The following is a 15,274-nucleotide window of genomic DNA, read 5'->3' as shown; positions in this document are numbered from 1 at the left end:
ACCCGGTCGGGTCCGCGGGTGGTTCGCTAATCTTCCTGCGGTTTCCGAGCCACTGGCTCAAGCCGGCCGAGGACGCGCGTACCCCGAGGAGCACGATGAGTTGGTGGCAGCTCTCGCCTGCCCTGCTGTGCGCGGCCGCGATCGTCTTCCTGCCCGGCTACCTGGTGCTCCGGTGCTGGGCTGTGCGGGGACTCGTCGCCGTCGGCACGGCCGCCCCGGTATCGATCGGCCTGCTCGCGGTGACGGCGGTGTTCGCGCCGCCGCTCGGCGTCCAGTGGAGCGTGTGGCCCGTGCTGGCCGCGGCGGTCCTGCTCGCACTGCCCGGCCTGCTGCTGCGCAAGCTCGCTCCCGCGGCGCTCGGCATCCGCGAGCGGGTGTCCAGGCCGCTGCGGTCGCGGTGGACCCTGCTCGCCTATCTCGGTGCGGTGCTGGTTCCCGCGGTGCTGCTGACCCGCGGGCTGACCCGGATGATCGGCCACCCGGAGAACATCTCCCAGACGTGGGACAACGTCTTTCACCTCAACACGGTCCGCCGCATCCTCGACACCGGATCCGGCTCCTCGCTCACCGTGGGCGGACTGTCCGGCACCGAGACCCAGACATCGCCCTATCCCGCGGCCTGGCACGACCTGGTCAGCCTTGTCGTGCAGCTGACCGACACGTCGATCCCCGCGGCGGTCAACGCGGTCACCCTGGTCGTCGGCGCACTGGTCTGGCCCATTTCGGCGATCTTCCTGACGACGAGGGTCACCGGCACCCGGCTGGTGCCGGTGCTGTTCGCGGGCGCCCTTTCCGCGGCCTTCGGAGCTTTCCCGTACCTGATCCTCGACTTCGGGGTGCTGTACCCGTACTTCCTGGCGCTCGCGCTGCTGCCCGCCGCGATCGGCCTGCTCGCGATGCTGGCAGGCGTCGGGGCACGCGACGGCACCCCGGGCTGGATCGCGGCCGTCGTGCTGGCGGCGACGATCCCGGGACTGGCCCTCGCCCATCCGAGCACGTTCCTGGCCCTGCTGGTGTTCGCGGTGCCCATCTTCGTCGTCGCGCTCGTCCGGTACCGGCGCGTCCTGGTGTCCCGGCGCGCGGTTGCCGCCCGCTACTGGCTCCTGGTCGGGCTACTGATCGTCTACCTGGCCGTGGCGCTGGTGGTGTGGTCCCGGATCCGCCCGAGCGCCGAGGCGTCGGCGTGGCTGCCGTTCCAGACCATGCCGCAGGCGATGGGACAGGTGCTGGCCGCCGGGTTCATCAAGCAGGGTCCGACCTGGGTGGTGCTCGTGCTGACCCTCGTCGCGATCGTCCTGGTCGCCCGCAGGCAGATCAGGCTCTGGGTGGTCGGCATCTACCTGCTCGCCGCGAGCATGTTCGTCATCGTGTCCGCGCTGCCCGACAGCCCGTTCCGGACCTTCGTCGCCGGTGTCTGGTACAACGACTCGTTCCGCCTGGCCGCGCAGCTCCCGCCGATCATCGTCGTGGTCGCGGCGATCGCGGCGACCTGGCTGTTCACCTCATGGCGGGGCGCGCTCAGCAGGCGGTTCCGGGCACTGTCCTGGCTCCGGCCCGCGTCGCGGACGACCCCCGCGGTCGCCGCGGTCGCCCTGGCCGGGGCCATCGTGCTGGGAGTGGCCGGGCAGTACAGCTCGGTCCACTTCGCGGTGGATCGCGGGACGGACAACTACCGGGCGGACAGCGAGGCGCCGCTGCTTTCGCCCGCGGAGCGTGCCCTGCTGAGCCGCCTCGACGAGCACGTGCTGCCGGGCGAGACCATCATCGCGAACCCGTGGACGGGTACCGCGTTCGCCTACGCCGTCGGCGACCGCCTCACCCTGACGCCGCGGTTGCGCAAGACGTACCCGCCCGAGGTGCAGAAGCTGATGGACGACCTGCACAGGATCGGTACCGACCCGCGGATCTGCTCACTCATCCGCGAGTTCGACAGCTACTACGTGCTCGACTTCGGCGGCGGCTACTACATGGACCGGGACGAGTACCACCGCGGCCTCGCCACGCTGGCGAGCAACCCCGCCCTGGAACTGGTCGACCGGGAGGGCACGGCCGGGTCGCTGTACCGCATCAACGCCTGCCGGCCCCGCCGATAGACTCCGGGCCCATGCGAATCCTCAGTGTGGTCGGCGCGCGTCCGCAGTTCGTCAAGCTCGCGCCCATCGCGAAGGCGATGCCCGGCGACGCGGAGCATCTGATCGCGCACACCGGTCAGCACTACGACCACAACATGAGCGACGCGTTCTTCGCCGATCTCGGCATCCCGCAACCGGACTTCAACCTCGGGGTCGGCTCAGGCACGCACGGCGAGCAGACCGGCGCCATGCTGGCCGGCCTGGAGCGGATCATCACCGAGACGGTCCCGGACTGGGTGCTGGTGTACGGCGACACCAACTCCACACTCGCCGCCGCGCTCGCCGCGGTGAAGCTGCACTTCCCGATCGCGCACCTCGAGGCCGGGCTGCGCTCGTTCAACCGGCGGATGCCCGAGGAACACAATCGGGTGCTCACCGACCACGCCGCCGACCTGCTGCTCGCGCCGACCCAGGTGGCGATGGACCATCTCGCCTGCGAAGGGCTCGCCGAGCGCGCCGTGCTGGTCGGTGACGTGATGACCGACGTGCTGTACCGGGTGCGCGACGAGGTGGCCGGTAACCCGCTCGCGCTGAGCGCGCCGGTCGAGCCGGGCGAGTTCTACGTCGCCACCCTGCACCGGCCGGACAACACCGACGACCCGGCGCGGTTGCGCGCCATCGTCGAGAGCATCGCCAAGGTCGGCAAGCCCGTCGTGCTGCTGGCCCATCCCCGGCTGCGGAACGTGGCGGAGCGGCACGGCATCGAACTAGGCACGGGCTCGATCGTCGTGTCCGAACCTGTCGGCTACCCGCAACTGGTCAACGCGGTGGCGCAGAGCGCGGGTGTCATCACCGACTCCGGTGGGCTGCAGAAGGAAGCGTTCCTGCTGCGCGTCCCGTGCACCACGCTGCGACCGGAGACCGAGTGGGTGGAGACGGTCGACCTTGGCTGGAACGTGTTGCTGGACAAGGACTTCACCGCGCTACCGGGCATCGTGGAACGGCCCCGGCCCGCGGCGACCGACACGAGTCCCTACGGCGAGGGCAGGGCCGCGGAGACCGCCGTGCGGGCACTGGCCGAGCGCGGCTGACCGGCTACCGGCGCAGATCCGCGGTGATCCACCGAGCCGCGAGCCTGCCGGTGGTCGCCAGCGACGCGTTGTCCTGCACCCAGTTCACCAGGTGCGCGTCGTCGCGGGCGTAGCCGTCCAGCAGCTCGATCATCCGTTCCGCGACCGACTCCGGCGTGTACTCGGCGACGAGGCCGAGCGATTTCTCCCGAATGAGCTCCGAGCTGGCACCGACACCCGCGAACAGCACCGGGGTGCCACACGCGGCGGCGGCGTAGATCTTCGTGGGCTTCGCGAAGTCGTACCCCTGCCCCGGCACGATGCTCACCAGCGCGCCGGTCGCCCCGCTGAGCCAGCGTGCGGCCTCCGGCGGTGGCACGACGCCGCCGAACTCCACGTTGTCCGGGGCGAGCTCGGCGGCGAGCTCCCGTAGCGACGACTCGGCCGCTCCCTGGCCGAAGAACCGCAACCGCACCTTCGGATGCTTCCGCAGCACGATCGGCAGCGCCCGGACGAAGATGTCCGAGCCCTGCCACTCCGACATCGTTCCGGTGTAGGCGAAGTAGGGCACGTCCTCCGGCACCGGAGGGCCGGAGACCGGCCGGAACGTGCCGGTGTCCACGCCGTTCGCCACGACCTCGACCCGCTCCGGGGCAACCCCGAGCGCGCGAACCCGCTCGGCGACCCCCTCGGAGACCGCGATCACCCCGCGGGCCCGGCGCAGCGCGAACCGCTCCAGCGCCCGCATGATCCCGGTGACGACCTTGGGCGCGTCGATGGCGGCCAGCGCGTCGGACCAGATGTCGGCGGCGTAGTAGTAGAACGGGGTGCGCTTGAGCAGGCACACCATGGCGGTGACCACACCGGTGCTCGGCGGCGGTTCGGAGACCACCACGTCCGCCGACCGCAGCAGCAGTCGCGCCACCAGGGGCGCGTCGAAGCTGGCGTACTGCACGTAGCCCCGCACGTTGCCGCCCTTGTCCCGCAGCACCGGCCAGCGGTGCACCGAGTAGTCGCCGAACTCCTGCGGCTGCGCGGTCTTCGGTGGTGTGGTGGTCAGTACGGTGACCTGGTGCCCCGCCGCGGCCAGTCCGTCGGCGAGTGCCTTGAGCCGGAAGGCCGCGGCCGCCACCTCGGGCGCGAACAACCTGGTGACGAGCACGACTTTCATACGGCGGCCCCTGCCGTCGACGAAGAGAGCAACTGCTCCGCCGTACGCAGCGTGTTCAACCCCTCCTGCATCGTCACGACGTCGTTCGCGGAACCCAGCACCGCGTCGCGGAACCGCTCGTGCTCGACGCGCAGCGGCTCCCGCTTCTGCAACGCGAACCGGGTCACGTTGCCCTCGGAAACGCCGCGGAAGTTCGCCACCGAGTCCCACTCGGTGGTGATCACGCCGTTCGCGTAGAACGTGAGGTCCGCGGCGAGCGTGTCCGCGACGAACGCACCCTTCTCGCCGGTCACGACGGTGACCCGTTCCTTCATCGGGGACAGCCAGTTCACCAGGTGGTTGGTGATTATGCCGTTGGCGAGCCTGCCGGTCGCGGCGACCATGTCCTCGTGCGGCCGCCCCGAGCGGGTGGTGACCTGCGCGCTCACTCTGGCGTACTCGGACTGCGCCAGCCAGGCGGTCAGGTCGATGTCGTGGGTCGCCAGGTCCTTGACCACGCCGACGTCGGCGATCCGCGCCGGGAACGGACCCTGCCTGCGGGTGGCGATCTGGTAGATCTCGCCGAGCTCACCCGCGGCCATCCGTTCGCGCAGCGACTGCAACGCCGGGTTGTACCGTTCGATGTGGCCGACAGCGCCGACCACGCCGTTCACCGCGAATGCCTCGACGAGCCTGGTGCCTGCCTCGACGCTGTGCGCGATGGGCTTCTCGATCAGCGTGTGCACCCCCGCCTCGGCGAGCGCGAGACCGACCTCCTCGTGCATGCCGGTCGGCACCGCGCAGACCGCCATGTCGATGCCCTCGTCGATCAGCTCCCGCACGCCGCCGAGCACCGGCATGCCGTCGGCGATCCCGTGCGGGTCACCGGCGGCGTCGGCGACCGCGGCCAGCATCAACCCGTCGACCTCGCGGATCACCCGTGCGTGGTGGCGGCCCATCATGCCGAGGCCGATCAGGCCCACTCGCAGCTCCGCCACGCTCACGCACCCGCCTTCGCCAAGGTGTTGACCGCGGTCACGATGCGCTCGCGGTCCTCGTCGTCCAATGATGGATGCACCGGCAGCGACAGCACCGTGCGGGCCGCCTGCTCGGTGTTCGGCAGATCGTCGGTACGGGCGAACGAGGGCAGCCGGTGGTTCGGGATCGGGTAGTACACGCCGGCGCCGATCTGGTGCTCCTCCTTCAACGCGGCGACGAACCGGTCCCGGTCGTCGGCCACCGTGATCGTGTACTGGTGGTAGACGTGCACGGCTCCGTCGGCCACCGCGGGCACCCCGACGCCGTCGAGGTTGCGGTCGAAGAAGCGGGCGTTGGCCTGGCGGATCCTCGTCCACTCGCCGAGCCTGGCCAGCTGCACCCGGCCGATCGCCGCGTGCAGGTCGGTCATCCGCGCGTTGAAGCCGACGATCTCGTTCTCGTACTGGCGCTGCATGCCCTGGTTGCGCAGCAGGCGCAGGGTCCGCTCCACCTCGGCGTCGGCGGTGGCGACGATGCCGCCCTCGCCGGAGGTCATGTTCTTGGTCGGGTAGAGGCTGAACATGGCGAAGGTGCCGAAGGCGCCGGCCGGCGTGCCGTCGAGGGCGGCGCCGTGGGCCTGCGCGGCGTCCTCGTACAGGGCCAGCCCGTGGCGCTCGGCCAGCTCCCGCAGCGCCGGCATGTTCGCCGGGTGCCCGTAGAGGTGTACCGGCATGATTGCCTTGGTGCGCTCGGTGATCAGCCCCGACACATGACCGGGATCGAGGCAGTAGTGCCGCGGCTCGATATCGGCGAAGACCGGGGTGGCTCCGGTCAGCGCCACCGCGTTCGCCGTGGCGGCGAACGTGAACGAGGGCACGATCACCTCGTCGCCGGGACCGACTCCGGCCGCGAGCAGCCCGAGATGCAGGCCCGCGGTGCCCGAGTTGACCGCCACGGCCGCCCTGCCGTCCAGCAGTACCTGGGTGAACTCCTGCTCGAACGCGGCCACCTCGGCGCCCTGCGCCAGCATGCCGGAGCGCAGCACGGCGTCGACGGCGTCGCGTTCCCCCTGACCGACGATCGGTTTCGCCGCCGGTATGAACCCCTTGCTCACGCGATATCCTCGATGTCGTTCGGGGAAATGTCGGCCTAACCTTATTGCAGCTCTCCGCGCACCTCGGCGGGGGTCGGCTCGATCAGCGACGCCGCAAGAAACCGGGAACGGGGAGCCTCGCGATGTCCCCGCGGTTCAGCAGCCACCACAACGCGAGAAACGCCAGGGCGAGGGCCGGGTCGAGCAGGACCGGCAGCTCCGTGAGGCGCTGGGTCAGTGCTGTGCCGCCCACCACGGCCAGGCCGAGGGCGACCTTGCCGAACAGCAGGCCCCACTCGTGGCCGTCCTTACGCCAGACGATGCCAACGGGGATCGCGGCGATGACCACCGTGCCGCACAGGTATCCGAGCGCGACGCCCTCGATGCCCATCCGGGGGGCGACGAACAGCCACATCGTGGCTCCGATCGCCATTCCGAGGAGGCTGGATCCGGTGGCCACCACCATGCCCCGCTGCGAACGCGCCGTCAGCGCGTTGACGCACGCCACACCCAGATTCGTCGCGAGCACCGCCACGACGAGCACCGGCAGGATGTTCCGGGCCGCGGCGAACGGGGCTCCCCAGATGACATCGACGAGCAGTCGGCTGCACACGATGATCGACCCGAATATCGCGACCATGATGACGGCGAGCGCCCGTGTGGCGCGGTCGGTCTGGGCGTGGAAGGCGGCGTGGTCGGCGCGCCCCCACGCCTCGGCCATCGACGGCAGCAGGACGAGGCTCAAGGACGCCGCGAGCATCGACGCCGGCGTCGCCAGGTTGAGGGCCGCGGCGTACTGGCCCGCGGCCGCATCGCCCTCCGCCAGCTTGGCCGAGATCTGGGAGAGCTGCAGGAAACCGGTGCTCGCGAGCGAGCCCACCGCGCCGAGCGCCACGAAGCCGTCCAGCTCCCGGCGCCGCGCGCGGTCGGGGCGCCCCTTCGCCGCGTAGGGCCAGCCGGCCAGCGTGTAGAGGCCGTACGCGAGGACGAGGGGCAGGACGAGCGCGGGGCCGCGCACACCGGTGACCAGCAGGACGACCAGCCCGGCGAGACCGAGAACGACGCTGGTGATGTCCCACGCGATCGCGCGCGGCACCTGACCTGCACCGAACTGCACGCCACGGGTGAAGCTGTAGCCGGAGTAGGCGAGGGTCAGGGCGGCCACGCTCACCGCACCCGGCCACGAGCCGCGGTCGATGAGCACCCAGACCGGCATGCTCACCAGTGCGAGGACGACGGCGGTCTCGATGGTGCGCAGCCGCAGGTGCGCGGCGGTCGCCCGGATCTGCTCGGAGTCGCCGGTCCCCCGCGCCCTGGCCAGGAACTTCGACGCCGCGCTGCCCGTCGTCGTCGGCCAGAGCAGGGCGAGGATCGTGGCGGTGGCGATGGCCGAGGCCACGATGCCGAGCTCGGACCTGCCCGCGATGTGACCGACGAGGAAGGCCGTGGCGAAGCGCAGGATTCCCTGCGCGAGCAGGCCCACCGTGCTGAGGACCCCGCCACGGGCCAGCGAGGTCCGGGCAGGGTCGTCGAGCCGGACCGGGTTGAGCATCCGCGCGAGTGCGCCCCTGGTCTCGGGTGAACTCACCGACGTGCCGCCATGACGTCCCGGTGCACCCGGGCGACAGTGTCGACGGCCCGCTCGACCCCGTGCTCCTCGCGGGCCCACCTCCGGGCGACGTCCGGGTCGTGCGGCTGTGAACCGTCGAGCAACGCCGTGACGGCGTCCGCCGCTTCGGTGACGCTGCCACCGAGCACCGGCGGCGGCGAAGCGGAGTACAGCGGGAGCGGGACGGGAACGACGAGCGGGCTACCGGCGGCGAGCGCCTCCAGCTCGCTCGCGGCGAGGATCCCCGCGGCCTGGCCGACGACGACATGGGCTCCGGCCAGCAGCCTCAGGTATGCCGCGTGGTCGCCGCGCGGCACCAGGCGGACTCCCAGCTCGGCGGCCTCGTCCGCCTGCGGGCCCCATGCCAGGCCGACGACGTCGGCCCGGTCGCCGACCGCGGCCACGAGGTCGCGGGCGAGCGCGAGTTGCGTGGCGCTGTCCTTGTCCGGGCTCCACCGGGAGGCGAAGACGACCTGCGGCCGCCCCGGTGCCGGGGACCATTTCTCGACGTCGTCGACATCGATGGGGACCGGGAGGTACACCGCGTCCGCGCGGTGCGGCAGGACGTGCTCGGCGAGATCGGGTGTGGAGTAGAAGACAGCCTCCGCGTCGCGGAGACCGGCACGGATACCGGCCGACCGGGGCGGGTCGTACTGCGCGGTGCGCACGTCGGTGCCGTGGCAGTGCACGACGAAGCGGGGCGCGCCGAAGCGGGAATGCGCGAGCGTCGATGCCGAGTGGACGTGCACGATGTCGTGGCGGCGGGCCTGCAGCCACAACCGGGCCACCCAGGCGGCGCCGATGACGGCGCGGCGAGCGCGGCCGGTCAGGCCGCGCCACTCCTGATCCGGAGCGGCCTTCGGCAGATAGCGCCACGTGTAGCCACGGCGACCGGCCTCGGCAATCATTCGCCGGGCGGTGAACGCCGCGTCGTTGACATGCAGGACCGAGGGCTGCGCCGGGCCGGCACCGACGGTGGGCGCTCCGCTCACGACGCCCTCGCGAGCGGTCGGGCGTGGCCGGGGTCGAGGGGCATCACACGGGCGATCCTACTGATCGGCCGGGCGCCGCTAGACTGCGCCGCCATGGCCGGTGGTGAGCGTGGTGCACGGATTCTCTGCATATCCTTCTCGGATATCAACGGCGACTCGCGAGTGCTTCGCCAGCTGGACGTGCTAGCCGAACTCGGCGAGGTGACCACCGTCGGCTACGGCGACAAGCCGAAGGCCGCTACCGAGCACCTGGAGATCGACGCCGACCTGCCCTCGCTGCCGCAGACCCCCGCCGGGGTCGCGCTCCTCGCACTCCGCCGCTTCGACCGGGTCGAGTTCATGGGACCCGCAGTACGCGCGGCGCAGGACCTGATCGGGGACCGGAGGTTCGACGTCGTGGTGGCGAACGAGGCGCGCGCGATGGCGCTCGGCCACCGGGTCGCCCACGGCGCGCCGGTGGTCGCGGACCTGCACGAGTGGGCGCCGGAGGAACGTGCCCACGTGCGGTCGTGGCGATTGCTGGTGAAGCCGTTCATGACCCACCAGTGCCGCAAGTACCTGCCGAAGATGGCAGGTGCCACCGTGGTGAACGACTCGATCGGCGAGCTCTACCAGCAGCGGTTCGGCGTGCGCACGCACACCGTGCGCAACGCGGGCCCGTTCCGCGAGCTGGAGCCGGGCGAGGTCACGGATGGCCGCATCCGGCTGGTGCACAGCGGGGGCGCGGTACCCGGCCGCAACATCGAGGCACTGATCGAGGCGGTACACGGCCTGGACCCGAAGTTCACCCTCGACCTGTACCTGGTGCCGGGCCGGGACGGCGGCAGGTACCTCGCCGGGGTCCGCGCGCTGATCGGCGACGACCCGCGGATCACGCTGCATCCGCCGGTCACCCCGGACGAGCTGGTGCCCACGCTGAACCGGTACGACGTGGGAATCTTCAGCCTGCCGCCGCTCACCCCGAACCACCGGCTCATGCTGCCCAACAAGATCTTCGACTTCGTGCAGGCAAGGCTGGCGGTGGTGTTCAGCTCGGCCCCGGAGACCGACCGGCTGATCTCGGAGCACGAGCTCGGCGCGATCGCGGCGGACGCGTCTGCCGCGGCCATGCGGGACACCCTCGCCGCACTGGACGAGGACCAGGTGCGCGCCCTCAAGCAGAACTCCGACAAGGCGGCCAAGGTGCTGAACTCGGCCGAGGACCGCGCGGTGACCCGGACCGTGGTGGGCGACCTGCTGCCGGGCTGAGGCCGCTCAGCTCGCCGCGGCGGACTCGGTGAGCCTTCCGTCGACTTCGGTGTAGATGGCCCCGGAGATGGGGCACACCCAGCGCCCTTCCTCCTCGCGCAGCGGTGCCCCGGCCTTGCCGACCCAGCCGACCCGGCGCGCGGGAACCCCCGCCACCAGGGCGAAATCGGGCACGTCCTTGGTCACCACGGCTCCGGCGGCCACGGTCGCCCAGGCGCCGATCCGGACCGGCGCGACACACACCGCGCGGGCCCCGATCGCGGCCCCCTCCGCGATGGTCACGCCGACGGGCTCCCAGTCCGACGCGTTCTTCAGCGTTCCGTCCGGGTTGACCGCCCTGGGGTAGGTGTCGTTCGTCAGCACCACCGCGGGCCCGATGAACACGCCCGCGGCGAGCTCGGCCGGCTCGTAGACGAGCGCGTCGTTCTGGATCTTGCAGTTGTCCCCGACATGCACGCCGGTCCCGATGTAGGCGCCGCGGCCGACGATGCAGCTCGCGCCGAGCGTGGCGTTCTCGCGCACCTGCGCGAGCTGCCAGACCTTGGTGCCCGCACCGAGCTTCGCGGTCGGTGCGACCTCGGCTCCGTCAGCGATGAACGACATGTCTCTCGTCCGCTCCGTCTCGTTCAGGCCTTGCCGATGACCCGGTAGGTGACACCGGGCCAGTTCTCGGGGGAGCTGACCCGCCTGCCGTCGACGAACGTGCTGATGCCCGGCAGGTCGTCTGGCCCCAGCGCGGCGTACTCACCGTGGTTGGCCTGCACCACGGCGGCGTCCACCTTGTCGCCGAGGTGGTACGGCTCGAAGCCGAGCGCCCGCAGTTCCTCGTCGGTGAACATCGGGTCGTGCACCAGCGCCGTCGCGCCACGGGCGCGCAGGGCGGCCACCGCGGCGAACACCCCGGAGAACGCGGTCTCCTTCACGCCGCCGCGGTAGGCGGCGCCGAGCACGACCACGCTGGCGCCGGTCAGGTCGCCGTGCGCGCCTTCGAGCAGCCCGATGGTGTAGTCGGGCATGGCCGCGTTGGCATCCCTGGCCGCGCGCACGACGCTCGCCTCGGGATCGTTCCAGAGGTAGAGCCGCGGGTAGACCGGGATGCAGTGGCCGCCGACGGCGATGCCCGGCTGGTGGATGTGGCTGTAGGGCTGCGAGTTGGACGCCTCGATGACCTGGTAGACGTCGATTCCCGCGGTCGCGGCGTAGCGCGCGAACTGGTTGGCCAGGCCGATGTTGACGTCGCGGTAGGTCGTCTCGGCGAGCTTGGCCAGCTCGCTGGCCTCGGCCGAGCCGAGGTCCCAGACGCCGTTCGGGCGGACCAGATCGGGCCGCTCGTCGAAGTCGAGCACGGACTCGTAGAACTCGGTGGCGCGTGCGGCGCCCGCGGCGGAGAGCCCCCCGATGAGCTTGGGGTACTTGCGCAGGTCCTCGAAAACCCGGCCGGTGAGCACCCGCTCCGGGGAGAACACCAGGTGGAATTCGGTGCCCTCGACCAGTCCGGAGCCCTTCTCCAGCATCGGCTTCCACCGGTTGCGCGTGGTGCCGACCGGGAGCGTGGTCTCGTAGGAGACCAGGGTGCCCGCGGTCAGGTGGCGGCCCAGCTCCTCGGTGGCGGCGTCCATCCAGCCGAAGTCGGGCCGGGCCTCGTCGTCCACGAACAGCGGCACGACCAGCACCACCGCGTCGGCTCCGGGGACCGCGTCCGCGTAGTCGGTGGTCGCGCGCAGCGCACCGGCGGGGACGAGCTCGCTGAGCTTCTCCTGCAGGTGGGCCTCACCGGGGAACGGCTCGATCGCGCGGTTGATCTGGCCGACGAGCTCGGCGTTCACGTCGACACCGACGACCTCGTGGCCCTTCGAGGCGAACTGGACGGCGAGCGGAAGGCCGATCTTCCCGAGGGCGATGACAGCGATTTTCACCGAGACAGTCCTCTTCTGGTAGCACAGGGCGGTAGCGCGCGATGTCGGTCCGCAGCGTATCGCTAGCCGTACAGCGGCCTACGTGCAGCTCTCGGGAGTACGCGACGCCGGAAACGTCCGGTGCGGCGCGGCTGATGCCTGAGCTTGTGGCCGCCGGCTCCCGGCCGAGGGGGGTGCGGCCGGGAGCCGACGACCGCGCACCTCCGGTGGGGGCGTCCGGAGACGGAGCGGTGGTGCGCACCTAGAGGGAGGACTTCGGCGGGCGACCATGACGCGCGCAGACCCCGCGATCGACGACACGGAGCTGCGAAGAACTTCGAACGGTGTGCCAAGACGCTGCCGTGCGAGTTCGGCGGGTAGACACACGAGCGGTCACGGCTGCCGACCGTTCCGCGAAGGTCGCCTGTCTGAGAGGACGGTGGTCGAAACAGGACTCAGTAGGACGAGAATGCGGCTGCCCGGGACAGCCCCCTACGGTCGATGGCCGGGTCTTCTTCGCCGTCAACGCTGTTCTTGGCCGTACCGGTTTGTAGACCAAGGTTCCAGTGCATGCGCACGGTAGTGCCTTGTGTGCTACGTGTGATGTCGACGTGCTCGGCCAGGGCCTGGATCAAGGGTATTCCGCGGCCAGAGAATGGGCCGGGATCATCGGGCGGCGGTCGCCACCGACCGTAGTCGGTCACTGTGACCTCGACCCGATCTCGATCGGGTAGGTAGCGCGCAAGCAAGTCGAAGGTGCCCGTGTCGTCCAGATAGGCATGGATGGCGGCATTGGCCAGGGCTTCGTAGGTGGCTAGGGTCAGCGCGCCGACCTGGTCCCCGCTCATGCCGCAGCGATGCGCCCAATCCGCCAGAGCGTGCCGTAGGGCAGGCAAGTGCGCAGCGTCGGCGGGGACAGACGAGAAGTGCAGGTCGGTGTCACTCTGAGCGCTGCCAGCGGAGCCACCATGATTGCGGTCCCCCTGTCCGCTCTTAGTCGCGCGGTGAGCTTCCTCCATACCTTTCGATTACCCTCCGCATGCGCAATCAATTCGTTGGCCGCTGATGTCGTCCGGTCACTCGGCGTTGAGCGCTTCGTCACTCGATCGGTAGACGGGGATCGCCTGATCCAGGCCAGTCAACCGCAGAGGCCGGAACGTGGCGTTTCCATGGGCGACCAGCCGTAGCTTGGTGTGTTCACCAGCGGTCCTGTGGGCAACGACCAGGACGGACAGGCCCGCCGAGCCCATGAATTCGACCTTGGAGAGGTCGATCACCAGCGTCTGGGGCCGCTGATCCAACGCCCGGGTCAGCTCGTCCTGCAATTTCGGTGCGGTCAGTAGGTCGAGCTCGCCCGCTACCCCCAACACGATCGCGGAACCGTGTTCTTCCACTGCCACGGTGACGGAATGACTCTCAGACGGCTCGGACGACTCCATGAGCGCGATGATGCCCTATTGCGCAACGGCGCGAGGCCCCTACTCGTGCGGTCCGTGAGGCCTGCCGGTCGATGGATGTCGGCTACCGTGGAGGAAGGTCGAGTACGCAGCCTCTGGGGATGACGACCTTGACGACGAGCCGGACCAATCTGCGCCTGGTTGCCGGTGGACATATGCCCGACCGTGACAGGTGTGTTCTCGCTCCGGGCACTGAGTAACTGGACGTACTTCCTGGTATACGGAGAAAGATGACGACTCGACCCTTCTCCAACCCCGCACCTGCCGATTCTGAGGCGGTCGAGCAGGCGCGGTTGGGGGCGCTTGCCCGCTACGACATCCTGGACACGCCACCGGACGGGGCGTTCGACCGGATCGCGGCGCTAGCGGCGCGGATGCTGAACGCGCCGATCGCCACCGTAAGCATCGTCGATTCCGATCGGATCTGGTTCAAAGCCACCCACGGGCTGGAAGGTGTGACACAGGTCGGACGAGACCCGGGGCTCTGCGCCTCAGCGATCCTTCATGACCGACCGCATGTGGTACCTGACGCCCTCACCGATCCACGCACCGCAGCCAACCCACTGGTGCACGGCGAGCTGGGCATCCGGTCCTACGCCGGTGTCCCCCTCACAACCGCTGATGGTCACCGACTGGGCACGCTCAACGTGCTAGACACCCGCCCCCGCCAGCTCAGCGAGGCCGACGTGGCCACACTGCGCGACCTGGCCGCCGTGGTGATGGACGAACTGGAGCTGCGCCTGTCCACGTTGTCCACGCTGCGGCGCGAACGGCAGATGCGGGAGCAGATTCAGCGCGACGCCGAGCTCATCGATCACTTCGCGGCAACCCTGCAGCGCACCCTGCTACCCCCTACCTTGCCGCACGTCCCCGGCTTGGAGCTGGCCTGTCACTACCACGCCGCCTCCCCACGGCAAGTCATCGGCGACTTCTACGACGTGTTCCCCCTCGGCGATGGCCGCTGGGGTTTCTTCCTCGGCGATGTCGCCGGACACGGCGCTTCCGCTGCCGCGGTCACCTCGCTGATCCGTTACACGTTGCGCGCCGCGGCGCTCCATGAATCCGACCTTGTCGCCGGACTTGCCGAGCTCAACACCGCATTGCTGATGGACAGTCACAACTCGAAGTTCTGCACCGTTCTGTTCGGGACCCTCACCGGTGTAACCGGCGGCGGATTCCACGTCACCCTGGCGAGCGGCGGACACCCACCTGCCTTGCGGCTCCGCCCAGAACGGGATGGCGCCGCCGTCGATGAGCTGGGACCCGACGGCGGGATGCTGGTCGGTGCGCTACCCGAAGCGCGCTTCAGCACCTGCAGTCTGCGCCTTGAGCCCGGGCACACGCTACTGCTCTACACCGACGGCCTCACCGAAGCCCGCCCGGACGGCGCCTTCTTCGGCGAAGACGGCCTTCACGCGTTCGTGGTCAGCCGTCCCGGTAAAAACGCAGGTCAGCTGATCAGCAACCTCACCGAGCTGATAGGCAAGTTCGATCCTCCTCCGACCGATGACATCGCCCTCCTCGCCATAAGCGTGCCCACCTAGCCACACGCTGCGAAGGCGAGTATGGGGCGACCATCAGAGGCTCGATCTGTTCGGCAGCGCGGTACCCGTCCGCCCGGGTTTGTCCGCGAGCTTGCCGTGAGCAGCTCCGCCGCTGAGTAATGGCGCTGTCAACGGCACGCGAATCTTGACCACTTCTCGGCACGTG

At 70.2% G+C, this 15,274-nt stretch carries 13 protein-coding genes; 4 read left to right on the top strand and 9 right to left on the bottom strand.

What is annotated here, in order from left to right; genetic code table 11:
* Positions 1 to 95: 95 nt before the first annotated feature.
* On the top strand, positions 96 to 2,093 hold the full coding sequence (locus JAP66_RS06295; RefSeq protein ID WP_199430656.1) for a DUF6541 family protein: 1,998 nt from the start codon (positions 96 to 98) through the stop codon (positions 2,091 to 2,093).
* 11 nt (positions 2,094 to 2,104) lie between these two features.
* Positions 2,105 to 3,163 (top strand): non-hydrolyzing UDP-N-acetylglucosamine 2-epimerase, encoded by a 1,059-nt coding sequence (gene wecB / locus JAP66_RS06290; RefSeq protein WP_199430655.1) that lies wholly within the window; start codon positions 2,105 to 2,107, stop codon positions 3,161 to 3,163.
* Positions 3,164 to 3,167: 4 nt separating this feature from the next.
* Here the strand turns inward: wecB and JAP66_RS06285 are convergent, their stop codons facing one another.
* From JAP66_RS06285 to JAP66_RS06265, 5 genes are all read right to left on the bottom strand, one after another.
* The gene (locus JAP66_RS06285; RefSeq protein WP_199430654.1) at positions 3,168 to 4,313 is read right to left on the bottom strand and encodes a glycosyltransferase family 4 protein; all 1,146 of its coding nucleotides are present in this window, start codon (positions 4,311 to 4,313) and stop codon (positions 3,168 to 3,170) included.
* Positions 4,310 to 5,290, bottom strand: coding sequence for a Gfo/Idh/MocA family protein (locus tag JAP66_RS06280; protein ID WP_307849460.1), 981 nt, complete (start codon positions 5,288 to 5,290; stop codon positions 4,310 to 4,312). Before JAP66_RS06280 ends, JAP66_RS06285 begins: the two co-directional genes overlap by 4 nt.
* Positions 5,291 to 5,292: 2 nt before the next feature.
* Positions 5,293 to 6,384 carry a DegT/DnrJ/EryC1/StrS family aminotransferase gene (locus JAP66_RS06275; protein ID WP_199430652.1) on the bottom strand — a complete coding sequence of 364 codons (1,092 nt, stop codon included), beginning with the start codon at positions 6,382 to 6,384 and terminating at the stop codon, positions 5,293 to 5,295.
* An 82-nt stretch (positions 6,385 to 6,466) separates the two neighbouring features.
* Positions 6,467 to 7,951, bottom strand: coding sequence for a lipopolysaccharide biosynthesis protein (locus JAP66_RS06270; RefSeq protein ID WP_199430651.1), 1,485 nt, complete (start codon positions 7,949 to 7,951; stop codon positions 6,467 to 6,469).
* Entirely contained in the window at positions 7,948 to 8,964 is a 1,017-nt protein-coding gene (locus JAP66_RS06265; RefSeq protein ID WP_199430650.1) for a glycosyltransferase, read from the bottom strand. Before JAP66_RS06265 ends, JAP66_RS06270 begins: the two co-directional genes overlap by 4 nt.
* Before the next feature lie 162 nt (positions 8,965 to 9,126).
* Here JAP66_RS06265 and JAP66_RS06260 point away from each other — a divergent pair, with 162 nt between their 5' ends.
* Positions 9,127 to 10,212 (top strand): glycosyltransferase, encoded by a 1,086-nt coding sequence (locus JAP66_RS06260; RefSeq protein ID WP_307849459.1) that lies wholly within the window; start codon positions 9,127 to 9,129, stop codon positions 10,210 to 10,212.
* A gap of 6 nt (positions 10,213 to 10,218) precedes the next feature.
* Here JAP66_RS06260 and JAP66_RS06255 read toward each other — a convergent pair whose 3' ends face one another.
* From JAP66_RS06255 to JAP66_RS06240, 4 genes are all read right to left on the bottom strand, one after another.
* Positions 10,219 to 10,815 carry an acyltransferase gene (locus tag JAP66_RS06255; protein ID WP_199430648.1) on the bottom strand — a complete coding sequence of 199 codons (597 nt, stop codon included), beginning with the start codon at positions 10,813 to 10,815 and terminating at the stop codon, positions 10,219 to 10,221.
* A gap of 23 nt (positions 10,816 to 10,838) precedes the next feature.
* Entirely contained in the window at positions 10,839 to 12,128 is a 1,290-nt protein-coding gene (locus JAP66_RS06250) for a nucleotide sugar dehydrogenase (protein WP_199430647.1), read from the bottom strand.
* 434 nt (positions 12,129 to 12,562) lie between these two features.
* Positions 12,563 to 13,126 (bottom strand): ATP-binding protein, encoded by a 564-nt coding sequence (locus tag JAP66_RS06245; protein WP_199430646.1) that lies wholly within the window; start codon positions 13,124 to 13,126, stop codon positions 12,563 to 12,565.
* A gap of 57 nt (positions 13,127 to 13,183) precedes the next feature.
* Complete coding sequence (locus JAP66_RS06240; protein ID WP_199430645.1) at positions 13,184 to 13,546, bottom strand: STAS domain-containing protein; 363 nt, start codon at positions 13,544 to 13,546, stop codon at positions 13,184 to 13,186.
* A gap of 248 nt (positions 13,547 to 13,794) precedes the next feature.
* Between JAP66_RS06240 and JAP66_RS06235 the strand changes: the two genes are divergently transcribed.
* Positions 13,795 to 15,108: a PP2C family protein-serine/threonine phosphatase gene (locus tag JAP66_RS06235; RefSeq protein WP_199430644.1), complete on the top strand. Its 1,314-nt coding sequence runs from the start codon at positions 13,795 to 13,797 to the stop codon at positions 15,106 to 15,108.
* The last annotated feature ends 166 nt before the right edge of the window (positions 15,109 to 15,274 follow it).

The organism is Qaidamihabitans albus (assembly GCF_016464705.1).
GTDB lineage: Bacteria > Actinomycetota > Actinomycetes > Mycobacteriales > Pseudonocardiaceae > Qaidamihabitans > Qaidamihabitans albus.
The sequence above is the reverse complement of the archived record's forward strand: the minus strand, read 5'-3'. Positions and strand labels throughout refer to the sequence as shown.

Excerpts from the sequence above, each read along its gene's own strand:
- JAP66_RS06295 (WP_199430656.1), top strand. The coding sequence starts at position 96 with ATGAGTTGGTGGCAGCTCTCGCCTGCCCTGCTGTGCGCGGCCGCGATC.
- wecB (WP_199430655.1), top strand. The coding sequence starts at position 2,105 with ATGCGAATCCTCAGTGTGGTCGGCGCGCGTCCGCAGTTCGTCAAGCTC.
- JAP66_RS06285 (WP_199430654.1), bottom strand. The coding sequence starts at position 4,313 with ATGAAAGTCGTGCTCGTCACCAGGTTGTTCGCGCCCGAGGTGGCGGCC.
- JAP66_RS06255 (WP_199430648.1), bottom strand. The coding sequence starts at position 10,815 with ATGTCGTTCATCGCTGACGGAGCCGAGGTCGCACCGACCGCGAAGCTC.
- JAP66_RS06245 (WP_199430646.1), bottom strand. The coding sequence starts at position 13,126 with ATGGAGGAAGCTCACCGCGCGACTAAGAGCGGACAGGGGGACCGCAAT.
- JAP66_RS06240 (WP_199430645.1), bottom strand. The coding sequence starts at position 13,546 with ATGGAGTCGTCCGAGCCGTCTGAGAGTCATTCCGTCACCGTGGCAGTG.
- JAP66_RS06235 (WP_199430644.1), top strand. The coding sequence starts at position 13,795 with ATGACGACTCGACCCTTCTCCAACCCCGCACCTGCCGATTCTGAGGCG.